14 protein-coding genes, 1 tRNA gene and 1 pseudogene are annotated in these 17178 nt (G+C 72.9%); 7 read left to right on the top strand and 9 right to left on the bottom strand.

Going from position 1 to position 17178, the window contains the following annotated elements; all coding sequences use genetic code 11:
* Positions 1-73: 73 nt before the first annotated feature.
* From DEU32_RS05320 to DEU32_RS05295, 6 genes are all read left to right on the top strand, one after another.
* Positions 74-715, top strand: coding sequence for a TetR family transcriptional regulator (locus DEU32_RS05320; RefSeq protein WP_114849653.1), 642 nt, complete (start codon positions 74-76; stop codon positions 713-715).
* 44 nt (positions 716-759) lie between these two features.
* Positions 760-835: transfer RNA gene (locus tag DEU32_RS05315), tRNA-Thr, on the top strand.
* A 284-nt stretch (positions 836-1119) separates the two neighbouring features.
* Entirely contained in the window at positions 1120-2190 is a 1071-nt protein-coding gene (locus tag DEU32_RS05310) for a Gfo/Idh/MocA family protein (RefSeq protein WP_114849652.1), read from the top strand.
* 11 nt (positions 2191-2201) lie between these two features.
* On the top strand, positions 2202-3689 hold the full coding sequence (gene dacB / locus DEU32_RS05305; RefSeq protein ID WP_114849651.1) for a D-alanyl-D-alanine carboxypeptidase/D-alanyl-D-alanine-endopeptidase: 1488 nt from the start codon (positions 2202-2204) through the stop codon (positions 3687-3689).
* Between the two features lie 100 nt (positions 3690-3789).
* Positions 3790-4410 carry an isochorismatase family protein gene (locus tag DEU32_RS05300; RefSeq protein WP_114849868.1) on the top strand — a complete coding sequence of 207 codons (621 nt, stop codon included), beginning with the start codon at positions 3790-3792 and terminating at the stop codon, positions 4408-4410.
* Between the two features lie 62 nt (positions 4411-4472).
* Positions 4473-5942, top strand: coding sequence for an NAD-dependent succinate-semialdehyde dehydrogenase (locus DEU32_RS05295; protein ID WP_114849867.1), 1470 nt, complete (start codon positions 4473-4475; stop codon positions 5940-5942).
* Positions 5943-5946: 4 nt separating this feature from the next.
* Here DEU32_RS05295 and DEU32_RS05290 read toward each other — a convergent pair whose 3' ends face one another.
* The 9 genes and pseudogenes from DEU32_RS05290 to DEU32_RS05250 all read right to left on the bottom strand — a co-directional run bounded on the left by DEU32_RS05290 (position 5947) and on the right by DEU32_RS05250 (position 15250).
* Positions 5947-7773, bottom strand: a complete 1827-nt coding sequence (locus tag DEU32_RS05290) for an ABC transporter ATP-binding protein (protein WP_114849650.1) — start codon at positions 7771-7773, stop codon at positions 5947-5949.
* 205 nt (positions 7774-7978) lie between these two features.
* Entirely contained in the window at positions 7979-9376 is a 1398-nt protein-coding gene (locus DEU32_RS05285) for an MFS transporter (RefSeq protein WP_114849649.1), read from the bottom strand.
* A 254-nt stretch (positions 9377-9630) separates the two neighbouring features.
* Positions 9631-10254 (bottom strand): annotated as a pseudogene (gene ribA / locus DEU32_RS05280) (GTP cyclohydrolase II); the annotation flags it as partial.
* Positions 10255-10283: 29 nt separating this feature from the next.
* Entirely contained in the window at positions 10284-11351 is a 1068-nt protein-coding gene (gene ribD / locus DEU32_RS05275; RefSeq protein ID WP_114849866.1) for a bifunctional diaminohydroxyphosphoribosylaminopyrimidine deaminase/5-amino-6-(5-phosphoribosylamino)uracil reductase RibD, read from the bottom strand.
* A 100-nt stretch (positions 11352-11451) separates the two neighbouring features.
* Complete coding sequence (locus DEU32_RS05270; RefSeq protein WP_114849648.1) at positions 11452-12033, bottom strand: GNAT family N-acetyltransferase; 582 nt, start codon at positions 12031-12033, stop codon at positions 11452-11454.
* Between the two features lie 2 nt (positions 12034-12035).
* Positions 12036-13046: a tryptophan--tRNA ligase gene (trpS, locus tag DEU32_RS05265; protein WP_114849647.1), complete on the bottom strand. Its 1011-nt coding sequence runs from the start codon at positions 13044-13046 to the stop codon at positions 12036-12038.
* Positions 13047-13080: 34 nt separating this feature from the next.
* Positions 13081-13923 (bottom strand): exodeoxyribonuclease III, encoded by an 843-nt coding sequence (locus DEU32_RS05260; RefSeq protein WP_114849865.1) that lies wholly within the window; start codon positions 13921-13923, stop codon positions 13081-13083.
* A 208-nt stretch (positions 13924-14131) separates the two neighbouring features.
* On the bottom strand, positions 14132-14404 hold the full coding sequence (locus DEU32_RS05255) for an HPr family phosphocarrier protein (RefSeq protein ID WP_114849646.1): 273 nt from the start codon (positions 14402-14404) through the stop codon (positions 14132-14134).
* 75 nt (positions 14405-14479) lie between these two features.
* Positions 14480-15250 (bottom strand): DeoR/GlpR family DNA-binding transcription regulator, encoded by a 771-nt coding sequence (locus tag DEU32_RS05250; protein ID WP_058742742.1) that lies wholly within the window; start codon positions 15248-15250, stop codon positions 14480-14482.
* 249 nt (positions 15251-15499) lie between these two features.
* On the opposite strand from DEU32_RS05250, the gene ptsP reads away from it, so the two are divergent.
* Positions 15500-17155 carry a phosphoenolpyruvate--protein phosphotransferase gene (gene ptsP, locus DEU32_RS05245; protein ID WP_114849645.1) on the top strand — a complete coding sequence of 552 codons (1656 nt, stop codon included), beginning with the start codon at positions 15500-15502 and terminating at the stop codon, positions 17153-17155.
* Positions 17156-17178 lie beyond the last annotated feature (23 nt).

Here is a 17178-nt window from a genome sequence, read left to right as displayed (position 1 = left end):
CGGGCCGCGCCACGATCCTCCCGTCCGTCCCCGCCCCCACCTGCGGGCCCGGCGCCCGTGAGAAGATCACCGCATGCCCGACGCCGCTCCCGGCCTGCGCGAGCGCAAGCGCCGCGCCACCCGCTTCGCGATCCAGCAGGCCGCCCTCCGGATCGCGATCGAGTCCGGCCTCGCCGCCGTGACGGTCGACGAGGTCTCGCGACGCGCCGACGTGTCGCCGCGCACGTTCTTCAACTACTTCCCGAGCAAGGAGCAGGCGCTCCTCGGCGACGACCCGACGCTGCCGGACGACGACGCCCTGGCGACGTTCCGCGCCGGCGGGCCGAGCGGGGACCTGCTCGGCGACCTGGGGACCCTGCTGGTGCACGCGACCGAGGAGCTCATCGAGGAGCGCGGCCTGCTCGAGGAGCGGCAGCAGGTGCTGCGCGCCGCGCCCGAGCTGTTCAGTCGGCGGATGGCGTCGATGAAGGAGTTCCAGGCGCAGATCGAGGACGCCGTCGCCGCCCGACTCCGGACGACGGACCCCGCGTTGGCGGACGCCGCGGACCCGGATGCGCTGCGGCGCCGGGCGAGACTGGCCTCGATCGTGGCGCTCGCGGCCCTGCGGCACGCCTGGTGGGAGTGGTCGGACAGCACGACCGAGACGCACCTGGTGGACGAGCTGGAGCGGTCCTTCGCCGAGCTCGGGGCGCTCGTTTCGCGTTCGCTCGTCTGAACCTGTATAGTCCTTACCCGTGCCACTCCGGCAACGGAGTGCCCGCCGCCTTAGCTCAGTCGGCAGAGCGATTCACTCGTAATGAATAGGTCGTCGGTTCGATTCCGACAGGCGGCTCCACCGAGAACCCCCGTCCTCCAGCAGGAGGCGGGGGTTCTCGCCGTTCCGGGCCGCAACGCCGGGTACGCCCGGGACCCGCCCGCCGGACGCGCCGGGCACGCGCCGGCGCGTCCGCCGGACGCGCCGGGCACGCCCGGGACCCGCCCGCCGGACGCGCCGAGCCCGTGCGCGACACGACCCGTCCGCCGGACGCGCCGAGCCCGTGCGCGACACGACGCGTCCGCCGGGCGCACCCACCCCGTCACACGACCGGCCGTCCCGGAGCCGACTGGTAGACAGGACGCATGACGGTTCGCTGGGGAGTCATCGGCACGGGCGGCATCGCCCACTCGTTCGTGCGGGACTGCACCGCCGCCGGGATCGCGTTCGTCGCGGTCGGCAGCCGCACGCCGGAGCGCGCCGAGGCGTTCGCCGCCGAGCACGGCATCCCGCGGGCGTACGGCTCGTACGAGGACCTCGTCGCCGCGGACGACGTCGACGCGGTGTACGTCGCGACCCCGCACTCCCGGCATGCCGAGGACGCCCTCCTCGCCGTCGCCGCCGGCAAGCACGTCCTCGTCGAGAAGGCCTTCACGATCACCGCGGCAGAGGCCCGCCGCGTCGTCGATGCCGCCCGCCGCGCCGACGTCGCCGTGATGGAGGCGATGTGGACGCGCTTCCTGCCGCAGTCCGCGATGATCCGCCAGGTCATCGCCGAGGGGCGCATCGGTCGCCCCCGGGTGGTCGAGGCCACGCACCACCAGGCGCTGCCGTCCGACCCGACGCACCGCCTCAACGACCCCGCGCTCGGCGGGGGCGCGATCCTGGACCTCGGCGTCTACCCGATCTCGTTCGCGGTCGACGTGCTCGGGGTCCCGACGGCGGTCACCGCGGCGGGCACGCTGAGCGACCAGGGCGTCGACACGCAGATGGGCGTCGTGCTCACCCACGGGGGCGGCGCGCACTCGATGCTCCACTTCGGCCTGGACCTGCGGAGCCCGAACACCGCGTCGATCATCGGCGAGGACGGCCGCATCGACCTCGACGCGACCTGGTACACCCCGACGACCTGGCGGATCCGGGACCGGGACGGCGTCGTGGTCGAGGAGTTCGACGGGCGCGAGGAACTCACCGGCTACGGGCACGAGGCCCGCGCCTTCGAGGCGATGATCTCCTCCGGCATGCACGAGGGCGGTCCGATGGACCCCGAGGAGACCGTCGCGATCATGGCCGTGATGGACGAGGCCCGTCGCCAGGTCGGCGTCCGCTACGCGGCCGACGGCGACGGCGACACCGCTGCTCCCTCGAGTGCACCGGCCGACGGTGGACGGTCGGTTCCGGGATCCGGCCTGGAGGCTCCTCCCGCAGTTCCGTAGGATCGGTCGGGATGTCCGACCAGCAGCCCTCGTCGCAGTCCGTCGCCGACCGCCTCCGTCACGCGGTCGCCGCCGTCCGCGGGGCCGTCACCCGCCGCCCGGTGCCGTGGATCGCGGGTGCCCTGGCCGGCGTCCTCGTGCTCGGGTCCGGGGGAGCCGTCGCGATCGCCGCTGCGACCGCTCCGACCACTCGGTCGACGAGCGCCGCCGCGGCGCCGTCCGCGACGACGTCCCGGACCCCGAGCCCGACCTCCACCCCGACGCCCACGCCGGCCGGCCGGTCGGTGCCGCAGGACGTCGCCGGCCCGTCCGCCCTGCGGACGTGCACGATCGACGCCGCGGCCTCGGCGCCCGGCCTCGGCGACTTCGAGGGGTACGTGATGAACGCGGCGACCGGCGAGGTCCTGTTCTCCCGCAAGGGCGACCAGCCCGCGCAGACCGGCAGCGTGATGAAGACCCTCACGACGGCGACGGCCCTCGCGGTCCTCAGCGGCGACCACCGGATCCCGACGACGGTGACGAAGGAGTCGGACGGCACGATCGCGATCGTCGGTCACGGCGACCCGACGCTCTCGGTCGGCGGCGGCACGGTCTACCCCGGGGCGCCGACCCTGGCGCAGCTCGCCCAGCAGGTGAAGGCGTCGCTCGGTGACGCCCCCGTCACGACGATCGTCACCGACGACACCTACTGGAACGACACCGACGCGTGGGACCCCACGTGGCCGGTGAGCGAGCGGACGATCGGGTACCAGCCCGAGGTCACGGCGCTCATGGTGGACGGCGACCGGGCGAACCCCGCGGCCGCGACCTCGCCGCGCTCCACCGATCCGGTCGGTCGCGCGGGTGCGGCGTTCCGGACGGCACTGGCGAACGCGGGCGTGGTCGGAGCGGGGAACGCCCAGATCGTCAAGCGGGCCACGACGAGCACGGACACGATCGCGACGGTCTCCTCGCAGCCCGTCTCGACGCTGATCGGGCAGATGATCCCGAACTCGGACAACACCCTGGCCGAGATGCTCGCGCGGATCTCCTCGAAGGAGTCCGGCGCCGACGGCTCCGCAGCTTCGCTCACCGGGGTCTACCAGAAGGCACTCTCGTCGTACGGGGTCGACCCGGCGGGCATCGTGATCAAGGACGGCTCGGGGGAGAGCGCGTCGAACGCGGTGTCGCCCGACTTCGTCGCCCACCTCATGGTCCAGGTCGCGGCCGGCGCGAAGGGCCTCGGGACCCTCGCGGAGTCGCTGCCGGTGGCCGGGCAGTCGGGGACGCTCGCGAGCCGCTTCACCGGGGCGAACGCCGTGGCGCGCGGCAAGGTGCACGCCAAGACCGGGTGGATCGACAGCGCGAACACCCTCGGCGGCTACATCGACGCGGCGGACGGCACCCGGCTGACGTTCGCCTTCTACGCGATCGGCTCGTCGCGGGCGGCGGCGCTCCCCGCGCTCGACGCCGTGACCGCGGCCACCTACTCGTGCGGCGGGCAGCTCACCGGGTCCTGACCCCGCGACGGACGCCGCCCTGTTCGCGCTCCGCTGAGTCCTGCGCGCGTCGCCTTTGCGGCCGACCGAGCTCGGAGCCGCCGGGTGCAGGATGGACGGCATGGCCAGGGCACTGCTCGTCGTCGACGTCCAGAACGACTTCACGGAGGGCGGTGCGCTCGGCGTCGCCGGCGGGGCCGCCCTCGCGGAGCGCATCACCGCGTTCCTCGGTCGGCACGCCGACGAGTACGACCTGATCGTCGGGTCCCGCGACTGGCACCACGGCGACGACGACAACGGCGGTCACTTCGCCGGCGCGGCGGGCCCGGACTTCGTCGACACCTGGCCCGTGCACTGCGTCGGCGGTACCGCCGGCGCCGAGTACCACCCGGCCCTCGACACCTCGGTCCTGGACGTCCACGTGTTCAAGGGGCAGGGTCGTCCCGACTACTCGGCGTTCCAGGCCGTGACCGAGGACGGCACCGCCCTGCCGGACCTGCTGGCGGAGCGCCGCGTGACCACGGTCGACCTCGTCGGCATCGCGACGGACCACTGCGTCCGTGCCTCGGCGCTCGACGCCCGCGAAGCCGGCCTCGACGTCGCCGTGTACGAGGACCTGGTGGCGGGCGTCGACCCGGACCGGAGCGCTGCGGCGCTCGACGACATCCGAGCGGTCGGCGGACACGTCGACCGCAGCGACATGGACGAGGGGCTCGCGAACCCCGGAGGAGCAGTACTGTGACCGACACCACCAGCACCACCGACACCACCGGCACCGAGCACGACGGCGGCCCGACCACGACCGTGGCGGACGAGCACGTCCGCGTGACGGGTGTGCCGACGGGCCTGTTCATCGGCGGGCAGTGGCGGGCCGCGAGCGGTGGCGCGACGTTCGCCGTCCGGGACCCCTCGACGGGGGAGGTCCTCGCCGAGGTCGCCGACGCCACACCGGAGGACGGCATGGCCGCCCTCGACGCCGCTGCCGCCGCGCAGGAGTCGTGGGCGGCGACACCGCCCCGCACGCGGTCGGACATCCTACGCCGGGCCTTCGACCTGGCGCTCGAGCACGAGGACGACCTCGCCGCGCTCATGACCCTCGAGATGGGCAAGCCCCTCGCCGAGTCGCGGGGCGAGGTGACCTACGGTGCCGAGTTCCTCCGCTGGTTCTCGGAGGAGGCCGTCCGGATCCACGGCGACTACCGCACGAACCCGGAGGGCACCGGCCGCGGGATCGTCCTGCGCCGGCCGGTCGGCCCGGTGTACGCGATCACCCCGTGGAACTTCCCGCTCGCGATGGCGACCCGGAAGATCGGGCCCGCCCTGGCCGCCGGCTGCACCGTGGTGCTCAAGCCCGCCGAGCTCACCCCGCTCACGACGCTGTTCCTGGTCGAGCTGTTCCGCCGTGCGGGGCTGCCGGACGGCGTGCTCAACGTCGTGTCGTCCCTCGACGCGAAGGGCCTGTCCGCGCCGATCCTCGCCGACCGACGCCTCCGGAAGCTCACCTTCACGGGGTCGACCCCGGTCGGCTCGGCGCTCCTCAAGCAGGCCGCGGACACCGTCCTCAAGACGAGCATGGAGCTCGGCGGCAACGCTCCGCTCCTGGTCTTCGACGACGCCGACCTGGACCAGGCCGTCGAGGCCGCGATGCAGGCGAAGTTCCGGAACGTCGGCGAGGCCTGCACCGCCGCGAACCGCTTCTTCGTGCAGGAGGGCATCGCGGACGCCTTCACCGCGGCGCTCACCGCGAAGGTGGACGCGTTCCGCATCGGTCGCGGGACCGAGGACGGCACGACGATGGGGCCGCTCATCGACGACCGGGCGGTGGACAAGGCCGCGGCCCTGGTCGACGACGCCGTGCAGCGCGGGGCGCGGCTGATCACCGGCGGGGAGCGGGTCGACCGGCCGGGGACGTTCTACGCGCCCACCGTCCTGGACGACGTGCAGCCGGGGTCCGACATCCTGACGACCGAGATCTTCGGCCCGGTCGTCTCGATCACCCGGTTCGCCACCGAGGACGAGGGCATCCGGCTCGCGAACGACACCGAGTACGGCCTGGTCGCCTACGCGTTCACCGGTGACTTCCGTCGCGGGCAGCGGCTGGCGGAGCGCCTGGAGACGGGGATGCTCGGGTTGAACACGGGCGTCGTGTCGAACGCCGCGTTCCCGTTCGGCGGGGTGAAGTCCTCCGGACTCGGGCGCGAGGGGTCGCACGAGGGCATCGAGGAGTACCTGGAGTCGGTGTACGTCCTGACGCCGGACCCCTTCGCCGCCTGACGGCTCAGACCAGGAGCTGGTGCTTCGCCAGGTCCCGGTACAGCGGGGTGGACTGCACGAGCTCGGAGTGCGTGCCCGTGCCCACCACGCGGCCGTGCTCGAGCACCACGATGACGTCGGAGTCCACGACGGTCGACAGCCGGTGTGCGATGACGAGCAGGGTGCGGTCCTCGGCCACGGCGTCGATCGCGAGCCGCATCTTCTGCTCGTTCACCCCGTCGAGCGACGAGGTCGACTCGTCGAGCAGCAGGATCGGCGGCGCCGCCAGGAGCGCCCGGGCGATGGCGAGCCGCTGCCGCTCACCGCCGGAGAGCATCACGCCGTCCTCACCGACCTGCGCGTCGAGGCCCCGAGGGTCGCGGTGCAGCACGTCGCCGAGGTTCACGGCCTCGAGCACGCGGACGCACTCGGCCTCGGACGCGTCGGGCGAGCCGAGCAGCAGGTTCGCCCGGATCGTTCCCGCGAGCACGGGGGCGTCCTGCTCGACGTAGCCGATCTGGGCGCGGAGCTCCGCGCGGTTGAGCCCGCGCACGTCGACCCCGCCGAGCCGGATGACGCCGGCGGTCGGGTCGTAGAACCGCTCGATGAGCGCGAGCGTCGTCGACTTGCCCGCGCCCGAGGGCCCGACGAGCGCGATCCGGGCACCGCGCGGCACCCGGAAGGACACGTCGTCCAGCACGACGTCGTCCGAACCAGGAGCACCGTCACCAACGGCACCCGCACCCGCAGCCCCGTCCGCGCCAGACGCATCGGCGCCCCGCGCGTACCGGAACGTGACGTGCTCGAACGCGATCGCGTCGTCCGTCTCCGTCGCGGCGGCCACCCGCACGGCGCCGTCGTCCTGGTCCTCGGTCGGCAGGTGCAGGATCTCCTCGATGCGGCCGAGCGCGCCGAGCGCCTGCGCGACGGCCACCGCCGCGCCCAGGGCCTGCCCGAGCGGCATCACCATCATGAAGAGCAGCAGGATGAACGTGATGAGCGTCGCGATGGTGATCTGCCCGGCGGCGACCTGTGCCCCGCCGACACCGAGGACGGCGATGAACGCGACCTGCATGACGATGCTCGCGACCGGCACGACGAACGCCGACATCTTCGCGATGTCGAGACCGCGGCGGTAGGCCTCGGTCGCGTGGTCGTCGACCTCGCGGACCTCGCGGTCGGTGGCACCGGCGGCGCGGATGGTCCGCACGGCCCCGATGCCGCGCTCGATCGCGGCCGTGAGGTCGCCGACCTTCTCCTGCGCCCGCTTCGACGCGATGCGGATGCGCCGGCTGAGCCCGCCGACGACGACGATCGCGACGAGGACGATGACGACCGTGATGCCGAGGAGGAGCGGGTCGATCACGGCCATCGCGATGATCGCGCCGATGAACGTGAGCGCGCCGCCGATCGACTCGATGAGCCCCTGCGTGAGCACCGCGCGCAGCAGCGTCGTGTCGCTCCCCACGCGGGAGACGAGGTCACCCGTGCGCCGCGTGTCGAACTCCGAGATCGGCAGGTTGAGGATCCGCGCGATGAGCTTGCGGCGCGTCGAGAGCACCACGCCCTCGCCCGCGCGTTGGAGCAGGAAGTGCTGGACGCCGTTCAGGAGTCCGGACACGAGCACGAGCGCCACGAGCACCCAGACGAGGACCGACAGGGTGTCGCCCTGCTGCACGGCCGTCACGACCTGGTTCACCAGGAGCGGCTGCGCGAGCGATGCGGCAGCTCCGAGGACGCTCAGCACGATGATCACGGCCATCGCGGGCTTGTTCTCGAACAGGTAGGTCAGCAGCCGTCCGAAGCTGGCGCGGGGCCCGTCGGACTTCTTGGCACGTGCGAAGAGACTCATCGTTCCTGGTTCCTGCCGCCCGTGCGGGAGGTGCTGGCGGCCGTCGTCCAGTCTCGCACCGACCGGTGGGTGCGCGCTGCGCACGCACGGACGGGAGGCACGGTGCCAGCTGGCACACCTCCCTCGCAGGCTCGGTCGGCGCGCCCCGCGTGACGCTGGCGCGTCACCGCTGAGCGGGGCGCGCTCCAGTCCGATCGGGGTCGCGTCAGCGACGCGTGGCGATCGCGTCCCCGTCCGCGAGGCCGGCCTGCTTGGTCTCGCGGACGAGCAGGAGGGCGACGAGCGTCACGACGGCTGCCCCGGTCAGGTACAGCCCGACGAAGAAGATGTTCCCGTCCGGCTGCCAGAGCTGCAGCGCGATCGTCGGCGCGAGTGAGGCCCCGATGATCGACGCGATGTTGTACGCCAGCGCGGAGCCCGTGTAGCGGACGTTCGTCGGGAAGAGCTCCGGCAGGAGCGCCCCCATCGGCCCGAACGTCAGGCCCATGAGCGACAGCCCGACGATCAGGAACGTCACGACGGTGATCGGCCCGGTGGCGGCGGCGAACCAGAGCTGGAACGTCAGGCCGAACAGGGCGATGCCGACCGTGGTCGGGATCAGGGTGCGGCGGCGACCGTACTTGTCCGCGAGCCAGCCGGCGATCGGGGTGAAGATGCCGAAGAACACCACGCCGATCATGAGCAGGGTGAGGAACTCACCGCGGCTGTAGCCGAGCCCGAGCTTCTGCAGCGGTGCCGGCTCGGACGGGTTCGTGCCGTAGTTCAGCGTGAACGTCGTCATGAAGTAGAAGAGGACGTACGTGGCGACCATGCCGAACGTGCCGACGACGACGGCCTTCCACGACGTGCGGAACACCCGGCTGAGCGGGAGCTTCGCGACCGTGCCGCTCTCCTGGACGCCGCGGAACACGGTCGACTCGACCAGCTTGAAGCGGACGTAGAGGCCCACCATGACGAGCACCGCGGACAGCAGGAACGGGATGCGCCAGCCCCACGCCTGGAAGTCGGTGTTCGGGGTGCCGTCGGCGGCGGCGGGCATGGCGGCGTTGATCGCGATGAACAGACCGTTCGCGAGCAGGAAGCCGATCGGGGCGCCGAGCTGCGGCATCGAGCCGAAGACCCCGCGCTTGCCCTTCGGGGCGTTCTCGGTCGCGAGCAGGGCCGCGCCGGACCACTCGCCGCCGAGGCCGACGCCCTGGGCGAAGCGCAGCACGGCGAGGAGCACCGGCGCCCAGATCCCGACGCTCGCGAAGGTCGGCAGGCAGCCGATCAGGAACGTCGCGGCGCCCATCACGAGCAGGGACGCGACGAGCGTCGCCTTGCGGCCGATGCGGTCACCGAAGTGCCCGAACAGGATCGACCCGACGGGCCGGGCGAAGAAGGCGAGGGCGAACGTGACGAACGACGACAGCTGCGATGCCGTCGGGTCCTCGTTCGGGAAGAAGAGCGTCGGGAAGACCAGGACGGCGGCGGTCGCGTAGACGTAGAAGTCGTAGAACTCGATCGACGTGCCGACGAGGCTCGCGATGACGACGCGGGAGCGCGGGTTCTCGGCGGCCGGGGCCGGTGTGGTCGTGGACGTGGGTGCCGGTGCGGCGAACATGGTGCGGGGGACTCCGAGGGGAGCGCTCGGACGAGCGCGGCGGTGTGCCGAAGCTGCGGACACCGGCTGGTCCGCGCGGGGTGGCGCGGGGCGTTGCCGGGTGCGTTCGGTGGGTTGGACCGCTCGTGACGGAGCACCCAGCGTACGACAGAGGTCGCCCAGCTGCGAATCCACCGAGGATCGGTTGGCGCGGCGCTGGGCGGTCGCCCGCTCCGAGCAGGGCTTCGCGGTCGCCCGCGCAGCCCTGCTCGTGGTCAGCTCGCGGCGCCGGCCTGCAGGTGCGCGGGGAGCTGGTGCCCCATCCGGTCGCGCTTGGTGTCGAGGTACCCGGCGTTCTGCGCGGAGACCCCGACCACGAGCGGCACGAGGGACTCGACGGTGATGCCGTGCTCCTCGAGCTGTCGCCGCTTCTCCGGGTTGTTCGAGAGCAGGCGGACGCTCGTGATCCCGAGGTCGGCGAGGATGCCGGCCGCGCCGCCGTACTCCCGCGAGTCGGCGGGGAGCCCGAGCGCCAGGTTCGCGTCGAGCGTGTCGAGACCGTCCTCCTGCAGGCGGTAGGCCTTGAGCTTGTTGATGAGGCCGATGCCCCGGCCCTCCTGCCCGCGCAGGTAGACGACCACACCGCCCTCGGCGGCGATCGTGTCCAGCGCAGCGTCGAGCTGCGGTCCGCACTCGCACTTCAGCGAGCCGAACGCCTCGCCGGTCAGGCACTCGGAGTGCACGCGCACGAGCGCGCCGGGGCCGGGCAGCGAACCGTCGTCGTCCGTCGCGATGATCGCGACGTGCTCCGCGCCTGTGACGAGGTCGCGGTATGCGCGCATCTGGAAGGTGCCGTGGGTGGTCGGGACGTTCGTCGCGACCTCGAACTGGACCGGGCTGCCCGGGGTGGGGGAGGTGAGTGCGTCGGTCATGGGGTGCTCCGGTCGTCGTGAGCCCCGTCGTCTCCGCGCTCGTCGGCCGTCGTCGTCGGTCCGGTACCGGGCCGGGAACGGTGGGGTCGTGCGCGGACCAGCAGGTCGGGGCCGAGGCTGGTGGTCGATGTTACGTCCAACTGGTGACGCTCGCCGATGCTTCCCACCCCGACGTCGCCGAGGGCGGTCCGGGGACCTCCGAGCAGCACCGGGGCGAGGTAGACGAGCACCTCGTCGACGAGACCCGCGGCGATCAGCGCGGACGCGATCGTCGGACCCCCCTCGACGAAGACGGAGTGGACACCGTGGTCGCGCAGGCTGCGCAGGGCGGTGTCGAGTTCGTGCCCGGGGAGGGTCACGAGGCCGCGGGGGTGCCGACGGACGGCGGCGTCCTCGGGCACGGGGCGGTCGCCCAGGACGACCGGGAGCGGCTGGTCGGCGAGGAGCTCGCCGCCGTCGCCGCGGGCGGTCAGGCTCGGGTCGTCGGTGAGCACGGTGCCCGTGCCGACGAGGATGGCGTCGTGCGCGGCACGCTGCTCGTGCACGTGCTGGCGGGCGGCCGCGCCGGTGATCCACTTGCTCGTGCCGTCGGCGGCCGCGGCACGACCGTCCAGGCTCGACGCCCACTTCACGGTGACCCACGGCCGCCCGGCGCGGACCGACAGCAGCCAGCGCTCGAGGAAGGCCTCGGCCTCGTCCGCGAGGACACCGGAGACCACCTCGATCCCGGCGGCGCGCAGGCGGTCGGCGCCCCCGCGCGCCTGGACGCCCGGGTCGTCGACGGCGTACACGACCCGGGCGACGCCGGCCTCGATGAGTGCGACGGCGCAGGGGCCGGTGCGTCCGGTGTGGTTGCACGGCTCGAGGGTCACGACGGCCGTGGCCCCGCGGAGCTGCTCCGGCGACAGCTTGGCCATCGCGTCGACCTCGGCGTGCGGGGTCCCCGCGCCCTTGTGCCAGCCCTCGGCGAGGACGTCCCCGGCGGCGGAGAGCACCACGGCGCCGACGCGGGCATGGTCGCCGACGACGGGTCCGCGGGCCGCGAGGTCGAGCGCTCGCTGCATCGCACGGACCTCGGCCGGACGGGCCGGCGGGAGGGGGGACGTGGTCACGCTCCGACACTACCGACGGGAGCGTGGTGACGCGTCACCGACTTGTCCCCTGTCAGCGAACGACACCGCCGTCGCGGAACGATGCGTCCGGCCAGGGCAGGGCCGACGCCGGGACGCCGTCCGCGCGACGGAGCCCGGTCCAGGCCGTCGTGGGCGCGCCGTCCCGGGCGGGGATGCGCGCCGGACCGGTACCGGTGAACGAGAACCCGGCCGAGCGGGCGACGGACGCCGACGCGGTGTTGCCCTCGTAGCACTCCCAGTACACGTCCGCGGCGCCCTGGGAGAACGCCCACCGGATGACCAGGCCGACGGCCTCGTGCATGAGCCCGGCGCCCCGCGCGGACGGCGCGAGCCAGAAGCCGAGGTCGCGGTGCTCGGTGCGGAAGGACACGACGCCCTCGAGCCAGGTCGACTCGGTGCGGCGGATCGCCCAGGTGTACTCGCGGTCGGATGCCCACCCGGGGCCGACGAGGGCGTCCAGGAAGGTCCGTGCGTGCTGCTCGGTGTACGGCGTCGGCACGGTGGTCCACCGCACGACGTCGGGGTCCTGGCACGCCGCGGTGATCGCCGCCGTGTCGGACCGGGTCGGAAGGTCGAGCCGGACCCGGTCCGACGACAGCGTGACGGGCAGCATCGTCAGCCGCGGGTGCGGGGCACGAAGCCGATGCGGTCGTACACCCGGGCGAGCGTCGCCTGCGCGATGGACTCCGCGCGGTCGGCACCGACCGCGAGCAGGCGGTCGAGCTCGGCGGGGTCGTCGAGCAGCTCGAGCGTGCGCGCCCGCACCGGCTCGAGCTCGGCGACGACGGCGTCGGCCACCGCGCCCTTGAGGTCGCCGTAGCCCTTGCCGACGAACTGCTCCTCGAGCGTCGCGACCGGCGTGCGCGTGAACGCGGACAGGATTGCGAGGAGGTTCGTGACGCCGGGCTTCGCCTGCCGGTCCGCCCGGATCTCGCGCTCGGTGTCGGTGACCGCCGACCGGATCTTCTTCGCGGTGCGCTTCGGGTCGTCGAGCAGGCGGATGAGGCCGTTGTCGGACGCGGCCGACTTGCTCATCTTGCTCGTCGGGTCCTGCAGGTCGTAGATCCGCGCGGTCTCGGTGCCGATCTTGGCCTCCGGCACGACGAACGTGTCCCCGAACCGGGAGTTGAAGCGGTTCGCCAGGTCGCGGGTCAGCTCGACGTGCTGGCGCTGATCGTCCCCGACCGGGACGACGGCGGTGTCGTAGAGCAGGATGTCCGCGGCCATCAGGATCGGGTAGGTGAAGAGTCCGACGGACGCGGCCTCGGCACCCTGACGTGCCGACTTGTCCTTGAACTGGGTCATCCGGCTGGCCTCGCCGAAGCCGGTGAGGGTGTTGAGGACCCAGGCCAGCTCGGTGTGCGCGGGGACGTGCGACTGCACGAAGAGCGTCGACTTCGTCGGGTCGATGCCCGAGGCGATGTACTGCGCCGCGGTCGCCCGGGTGCTCGCGCGGAGCTCGGCCGGGTCCTGCGGCGAGGTGATCGCGTGCATGTCGACCACGCAGTAGATCGCGTCGTGGTCGTCCTGCAGGTCGCGCCACTGCATGAGCGCCCCGACGTAGTTGCCGAGGTGGAGGGACCCGGCGGAGGGCTGGATCCCGGAGAAGATGCGCGTCGTGGTCATGGGGTGTCCTGGTGGTGCGGGGGTGGGAGGAGGATCAGAGCTCGTAGTCGACGACCACGGGGGCGTGGTCGGACCATCGCTGGTCGTACGCCGCGGCGCGGTCCACCGTGTACTGCGCGACCTTCGCCGCGAGTTCGGGAGTCGCCACCTGGTAGTCGATGCGCCAGCCGCTGTCGTTGTCGAACGCCTGGCCACGCCAGGACCACCACGTGTAGGGGCCGTCGACGTCGCCGGCCTGCTCGCGACCGACGTCGACCCAGCCGAGTCCCGGTCCGGTCGAGCCGTCCGCGCCCTCGACCTGCTCGCCGTCGGCGCCGAAGAACCGGGAGAAGTAAGCACGCTCGCGCGGGAGGAACCCGGCACGCTTGACGTTGCCCTTCCAGTTCTTGATGTCGCGCTGGTCGTGGCCGACGTTGAGGTCGCCGACGACGACCGCGAGCGGGTTGTGTGCGCGGAGCGCCGGGAGCCGCTCGGTCATCGCGTCCAGGAACTTCCACTTCTCGTCCTGCTTGGGGGTGTCGACCTCGCCCGAGTGCACGTACGCCGACACGACCGTGACCGTGGCGTCGCCGACCTCGTAGTCGGCCTCGATCCAGCGGCCGGCCGAGTCGAAGTCGGCCGGGCCGAGCTCGACGCGGTGCAGGTGCGCGCGCTTCCGCGACGCGATCGCGACGCCCGCCCGGCCCTTCGCCGTCGCCGGGTCGTGCACGACGTCCCACTCGTCGCCGAGCAGACCGGTCAGGTCGTCGGTGGACGCACGGACCTCTTGGAGGGCGAGCACGTCGACGTCGCGGGTGGCGAGCCAGTCGCCCATGCCCTTCCGGAACGCGGCGCGGACGCCGTTCACGTTGACGGATGCGAGGCGCAGGCGTGTCATGCCGACCACCTTATCGGCGGGCGCGGACGCGGCCGGTCCCGCCGCCGTCCCTGCATCGGTGGAGCAGCAACTGTCGGGTGCGGACGGGCGACGCGACGTCATCTGCTCCATGACGGCCGTGCGAGCGCGCACGGACGGACGGGAGGCACGGCGCCAGCTGGCACCGTGCCTCCCGTCCGTCGTCTGGTCGCGACCGCGACCTGCGCGCTCAGGCCGCGTCGTGGTCCGTCTGCAGGAACTCGACCAGGCTGTCGGCGGTCGCGTCGGCGTCGTCGCCGGACACCGTCAGGGTGACCTCGTCGCCGTTCTCGATGCCCAGGCCGAGGAGGGCCAGGATGCTGCCGGCGTTGCCGGACTTGTCTCCCTTGGCGATCGTCACCTGGTGGCCGGACGCGGTGACGGTCTGGACGAACAGCGAGGCGGGGCGGGCGTGCAGGCCGGACGCGCTGGCGACGGTGACGGTGCGGGTGGCTTCGGACATCGATGAACTCCTGTCGACGGGGTGGTGGCGCTCATGGTAGCGAGCGCCGGGTGGGACGGTCCTGGCGGCCGGACGTCAGTCGCGGCCGGGCCAGAAGACCTCGGTGCCGGCCGCCTCGACCTCGCGGACGAGGTCGGCGTTGACGGCGGGATCGGTGATGATCGTGTCGATCGCGGCGAGCGGGGCGACGCGGCCGAACTCCTCGCGTCCGAACTTCGTGTGGTCGGCGAGCAGGATGCTCCGGCGCGCGGACTTGATCATCGCGCTCTTCACGGCGGCCTCGGCCATGTTGTGCGTGGTGAGGCCGCGCTCGGGCGTGATGCCGTTGATGCTGATGAAGGCGACGTCGACGCTCACCATGCCGATGAGCTGGTGCGTCCACGTCCCGACGCCGGCGAGCGAGTCGCTGCGGATGTTGCCGCCCAGCAGGTGCAGGTCGATGCCGGGGCGGTTCGCGACGGCCATCGCGACGGGGAGCGAGTGCGTGACGACGGTCAGCCCCCGGTCGGTCGGGAGCATCTCGGCGAGGCAGATCGTCGAGGTCCCGGCGTCGATCATCACCGAGCCGTTCTCGGGCAGCTCGCCGAGGGCCGCCTCGGCGATGACCATCTTCTCGGCCTGGTTGATGCCGCCGCGGTCGCCGACCCCCGGGTGCAGGGTGATCCGCTCGACGGGGATGGCGCCACCGTGCGCGCGGCGGACGAGGCCACGCCGCTCGAGGCTCGTGAGGTCGCGCCGGATGGTCTCCGGCGTGACCGCGAGGAGCTCGGCGAGGTCCTTCACGTCGACCCGGCCGTGCGCCCGCGCCTGCTCGACGATGCGCTGGTGGCGCTCTGGTGCGTACATGGACCTCGTCGTCTCGGTCGATCGGCGTGCTCGGAACAGAACGGACACGACCGGGCACGATCTCGACGGATCAGCGCGGATCGGTTCGTCCGTCAGACGCAAACGGGCATCTGTTTCTGCATTTTTATCCCCGGATGTGTTTGTTTGTCAACGTGGATCGGGGTAGTGTGACGTCACGCCGCCGCGGTCGAGCCCTCGTTCATCGCGCGGCAGCCCCAAGCACCTCCGCGTGAGATGAAGGAGTCTCGAATGACCGAACTGCTCGGCACCGGCGTCGGCCGTGGCGTCGCCCACGGCCCCGTGCTCCGAATGGCGGACCCGCTCGGCGAACCGTCGACCGCCCCGCTCGAGGGTTCCGCGGACGACGCGAAGCAGGCCGTGCACGACGCGCTCGCCGTGGTCGCGGAGGACCTCAACACGCGCGGGCAGCTCGCCGGCGGCGACGCCCAGGCCGTGCTCGAGGCGCAGGCGCTCATGGCGCAGGACCCCACGCTCCTCGACGACGTGCACGCCCGCATCGACGGCGGCACCAACGCCGAGCGCGCCGTGTTCGAGGCGTTCGGCCAGTTCCGCGACCTGCTCGTCGGCATGGGCGGCTACATGGGGGAGCGTGCCGCCGACCTCGACGACGTGGCGCAGCGCATCGTCGCGAAGCTCCGCGGCGTCCCCGCTCCCGGCGTCCCCGAGTCGGACACCCCCTTCGTGCTCGTCGCCCGCGACCTCGCGCCGGCCGACACCGCACTCCTCGACCTCGACAAGGTGCAGGCGCTCGTCACCCGTGACGGCGGCCCGACCTCGCACACCGCGATCCTCGCCCGCGCCAAGGGCATCACGGCCATCGTCGGCGTCACCGGGGCGGACGCCCTGGCCGACGGCACCGAGGTCGTCGTCGACGCCGCGGCCGGCACGGTCGTCACCGACCCGTCGGACGAGCTCGTCGCCGACGTCGAGCGCCGCATCGCCGAGCGTGCCGCCGCCGCGTCCGCGCCGCTCACTGCCGGTGCGCTCGCCGACGGCCACACCGTCCCGCTCCTGGCGAACCTCGGCAGCCCCGCCGACGCCGCCGGTGCCGTTGCTCTCGGTGCGGAGGGCGTGGGGCTCTTCCGCACCGAGTTCCTCTTCCTCGACGCGCCGACGGCCCCGACCGTCGAGCAGCAGACGGCGTCCTACCGCCAGCTGCTCGAGGCGTTCCCGGGCAAGAAGGTCGTCGTCCGCGCGCTCGACGCCGGCGCCGACAAGCCCCTGCCGTTCCTCACCGACAAGGACGAGGAGAACCCGGCGCTCGGCCGTCGCGGCCTCCGCGCCCTCCGGAACCACGAGGAGGTGCTGCGCGACCAGCTCACCGCCCTCGCGCAGGCCGACGCGGCGACCGAGGCCAACCTCTGGGTGATGGCCCCGATGGTCGCCGACGCCGAGGAGACCGAGTACTTCGTCGACCTCGCCCGCGACCTCGGGATCCGCACCGCCGGGGTGATGGCCGAGGTGCCGTCGCTCGCCCTGATGGCGGAGCAGGTCCTGACGCACGCCGACTTCGTGTCGATCGGCACGAACGACCTGACCCAGTACACGATGGCCGCCGACCGCATGCTCGGCACCGTCGCGTCCTACCAGGACCCGTGGCACCCCGCCGTCCTGCGCCTCGTCGCGCAGCTCGGCCAGGCCGGGCAGGCCGCCGGCAAGGCGGTCGGCATCTGCGGCGAGGCGGCGGCCGACCCGCTGCTCGCCGTCGTGCTCGTCGGCCTCGGCGCCACCACCCTCTCGATGACCCCCGCGGCCCTTGCCGACGTGCGCGCCGAACTCGGCAAGCACACGCTCGACCAGGCCCGCGAGATGGCGAAGGCGGCGCTCGCCGCGAGCACCGCGGCGGCTGCCAAGTCCGCCGCGGCCGCAGCGCACGCCGTCTAGCCGCAGCACCACCGCAGCACAGC

Origin of the sequence: Curtobacterium sp. AG1037 (genome assembly GCF_003349855.1) — a bacterium.
Classification (GTDB): Bacteria; Actinomycetota; Actinomycetes; order Actinomycetales; family Microbacteriaceae; genus Curtobacterium; species Curtobacterium citreum.
The sequence above is the reverse complement of the archived record's forward strand: the minus strand, read 5'-3'. Positions and strand labels throughout refer to the sequence as shown.

Bases quoted from the DNA above. Each gene is read 5' to 3' on its own strand.
- DEU32_RS05320 (WP_114849653.1), top strand. From the start codon at position 74: ATGCCCGACGCCGCTCCCGGCCTGCGCGAGCGCAAGCGCCGCGCCACC.
- DEU32_RS05310 (WP_114849652.1), top strand. From the start codon at position 1,120: ATGACGGTTCGCTGGGGAGTCATCGGCACGGGCGGCATCGCCCACTCG.
- dacB (WP_114849651.1), top strand. From the start codon at position 2,202: ATGTCCGACCAGCAGCCCTCGTCGCAGTCCGTCGCCGACCGCCTCCGT.
- DEU32_RS05300 (WP_114849868.1), top strand. From the start codon at position 3,790: ATGGCCAGGGCACTGCTCGTCGTCGACGTCCAGAACGACTTCACGGAG.
- DEU32_RS05290 (WP_114849650.1), bottom strand. From the start codon at position 7,773: ATGAGTCTCTTCGCACGTGCCAAGAAGTCCGACGGGCCCCGCGCCAGC.
- DEU32_RS05285 (WP_114849649.1), bottom strand. From the start codon at position 9,376: ATGTTCGCCGCACCGGCACCCACGTCCACGACCACACCGGCCCCGGCC.
- ribD (WP_114849866.1), bottom strand. From the start codon at position 11,351: ATGCAGCGAGCGCTCGACCTCGCGGCCCGCGGACCCGTCGTCGGCGAC.
- DEU32_RS05270 (WP_114849648.1), bottom strand. From the start codon at position 12,033: ATGCTGCCCGTCACGCTGTCGTCGGACCGGGTCCGGCTCGACCTTCCG.
- trpS (WP_114849647.1), bottom strand. From the start codon at position 13,046: ATGACCACGACGCGCATCTTCTCCGGGATCCAGCCCTCCGCCGGGTCC.
- DEU32_RS05260 (WP_114849865.1), bottom strand. From the start codon at position 13,923: ATGACACGCCTGCGCCTCGCATCCGTCAACGTGAACGGCGTCCGCGCC.
- DEU32_RS05255 (WP_114849646.1), bottom strand. From the start codon at position 14,404: ATGTCCGAAGCCACCCGCACCGTCACCGTCGCCAGCGCGTCCGGCCTG.
- DEU32_RS05250 (WP_058742742.1), bottom strand. From the start codon at position 15,250: ATGTACGCACCAGAGCGCCACCAGCGCATCGTCGAGCAGGCGCGGGCG.
- ptsP (WP_114849645.1), top strand. From the start codon at position 15,500: ATGACCGAACTGCTCGGCACCGGCGTCGGCCGTGGCGTCGCCCACGGC.